Here is a 2642-nt window from a genome sequence, read left to right as displayed (position 1 = left end):
CTTCTGCTGTTCTTCACTCAAGTTAAACGCAAAGTCTTCATGTTCCACCTGCCATGTGCCAAAACTCATCAGGAACGCAATCGAAGGGTCTATCTTATTCGCTGATTTCTTTTTGTTCGGTTTGATATTGGCGTTAGCATCCGTTTCCATCACCACATTAGACATTGCCCATGCCAGCACCGGATCGCCGTTGTGACTAATGATTTTGCGGTTAACAAACACCTCTGCCGATTTCGCCACGGGGCTAAAGCGCATATAGGTTTGCGGGAATGGCTCAACATCCAGCCCCGCGCCCTGTAATTGCGTGCGTAGGTGGGTGGCATTCCATGTATCAAAGCCCACCAGCTTGATATTAAAATGCTGGCTGTCTTTGAGAATATCATCACGGATACGATCATAATCAATGCAATCGCCTTGCGTGGTGCGTATCCAGCCCATTTGTACCCATTGACGGTAGATTGCCCGATTCTTATTGGCGGGACTCTGTAGCTGAGCTTCGGGCAAGTAATGGCGGGTCAGTAATAACAGTTCGTTATCCACGGGAAAGGTATAGCAGATACTGGTGATATCGCCTGTTGAGGATAAATCCAATCCCGCGTAACACTCCAGCCCTTTCAGGTCGCTTTCGTTATACTCCATCTGGCAGGCTTTCCATGCTCCTTCACCCATCCATGGAGTTTCGCCCTGACACCAGATATTAAAGCGTTTAGTTAACATTTCCGTCCATTGTGAGGGAATGCCCCGCGCTTTCTGGATAGTGTCATGCAAAGCGGTACTGTCCACGGAGATATTCAGATTGGGATTGGCCTTTATCCAAAGAGCTTCATCATCAATCTCGTGCTCATCGTCCAGCTCGTAAATCAGGGCAAACAGGGATTCGTTCTGTTCCTCACCATCCAATATCTGACAGCAATAATCATAATGTTGTTTACAGGCGGATATTACGTTACTACCCGCCGTGGTAATGGCAAACAGAATACCTTCGGGACGTGCGCCCATGCCCAGTTCAAGTGCAGAGTAGACAGCGTTATCCGGGTGCAAATGATATTCATCGACAATTGCCAGACTGGGGTTTGTACCCTCAATCGTAGCGGCTTTGGCTGCCAATGGTTTTAGCAGACTGTTGCTCTTGGCATAAGTGACTTTATGCTGTTGGACAGTTACCCGTTTCTTGAGTGGTTTGGATAATAGGCACATCTGGCGGGTATCATCGAATACAATACGCGCCTGATCCCGGCTCACGGCGGCGGTGTAGATATCCTGCTGACCTGACTCCATCACGAGAAACCAATTTGCCAGTATCGCGGCAACGGTAGACTTTGCATTTTTGCGCGGCACCTGAATATAAGCACTGCGATATTTTCGGCGTCCGGTTGCTTTGATCTTGAAGCCAAACAGGTTAGCAAAAGCGAACTGCTGCCACGGCTCTAATATAATCGGTTTACCGCGCAAGTGGCCTTTGACGTGCGGACAGTAACGGGAAAAGGCAATAAACCGCGTCACCACCTCCGAATCAAACACATAATGTGGGTTATTCAGGTCGTTAAAATAGCGTTTCACCGCCTGTTTTACCCGTTTACAGGCCGGAATTGTGCCATTTTCGATATCAAAAGCATACTGCTCCCATGCGTTCATAAGCGGTCTAGCTCGTCCTCTTCTTCCGTTTCTACCGGATTCTTACGCCGTGATACGGGGTCAAAACCCAGCAACGCCGACATTTTTATCATAATTTTTTCAGCGTCCGCTTTGGCGCTCAATGATGGGTTACGGCTTTCACTGCCCTGACTGTTGACGATACTAAAGCCCCGGATATCTAGGTCTGCCACGGCTTTTCGGTAAATGGCATAGTTGACGCAATACAGTTCTAAGTTGTTCCAGTCGGCGGCGTTCAGGTCTTCCCGCTCGTTTAAGATTTTGCCTTTGGCTTTCCATTGACTGGCAGCAATCTCATTTAAATAAGTAGGCGGTTTCGGTGCTCTTGCCATAATGTTCTCTGTTCCTTGTGATTTATTTTCAAAAAAATTGCCGGGCGTAAAAATTGAAGGAGGGGGCGGTTCCGCTCAGAGGGGTGTTTGTCATTTTTGATACCCCCACCCCGTTATTTCATTTAGTTATTATTCTTGTGATAAATAATCGTGCCGCTTCTGCTTCCTGCTCCCGATAAGCACCTTGTTTGCGCTTGGCTTTGGTGATGGGGTCTGTCTGTACCGTCTTACGGTTGTGGCAGGCATGGCATAGTGCTTGATGATTGGATATAGGCCAAAACAGCACATCACTATCACTATTGATTGGGATAATGTGATCTACAATGGTGGCGGGTGTGTAACTGTTCTGCTTGAGGCAATGCACACATAAGGGATGCGTTTTGAGATACATCAATCTGTATTTGCGCCATCGGTTATTGTAGCCACGTTCGGTACGGGTGCCGCGCTGCCTGTTCTGTTCCCGCCGATGTTTCTCACAGCGACCGGACGTTACTCGTTGCGTACAACTCGGATAACTACAACGCCTTAATGGTTGCCACGGCATCAGTAGATCCCCACATCACGATAGACAGACCACAATGATTTGATGGTAAAAAGCACTTCTTTTAGCTCAACATCGGTTGCCATTTCCCGATTCTCATACAGCAAGCCGATATA

The 2642-nt window shown here is 47.8% G+C and carries 3 protein-coding genes and 1 pseudogene; all 4 read right to left on the bottom strand.

Annotation, left to right across the window (positions count from 1 at the left end):
* On the bottom strand, positions 1-1635 hold a 1635-nt coding region (locus AACS90_RS23385; RefSeq protein ID WP_099123507.1), incomplete at its 3' end, for a terminase large subunit.
* Positions 1632-1985: a phage terminase small subunit P27 family gene (locus AACS90_RS23380; RefSeq protein WP_099123506.1), complete on the bottom strand. Its 354-nt coding sequence runs from the start codon at positions 1983-1985 to the stop codon at positions 1632-1634. The genes AACS90_RS23380 and AACS90_RS23385, both read right to left, overlap by 4 nt.
* 118 nt (positions 1986-2103) lie before the next feature.
* The gene (locus tag AACS90_RS23375; RefSeq protein WP_099123505.1) at positions 2104-2529 is read right to left on the bottom strand and encodes an HNH endonuclease signature motif containing protein; all 426 of its coding nucleotides are present in this window, start codon (positions 2527-2529) and stop codon (positions 2104-2106) included.
* Positions 2529-2642, bottom strand: a pseudogene (locus tag AACS90_RS23370) (phage gp6-like head-tail connector protein); the annotation flags it as partial. The gene AACS90_RS23375 and the pseudogene AACS90_RS23370, both read right to left, overlap by 1 nt.

This window comes from Xenorhabdus sp. KK7.4 (assembly GCF_963876465.1).
In the GTDB taxonomy this organism is placed as follows: Bacteria; Pseudomonadota; Gammaproteobacteria; order Enterobacterales; family Enterobacteriaceae; genus Xenorhabdus; species Xenorhabdus stockiae.
This window is presented reverse-complemented; position numbering and strand designations above follow the sequence as displayed.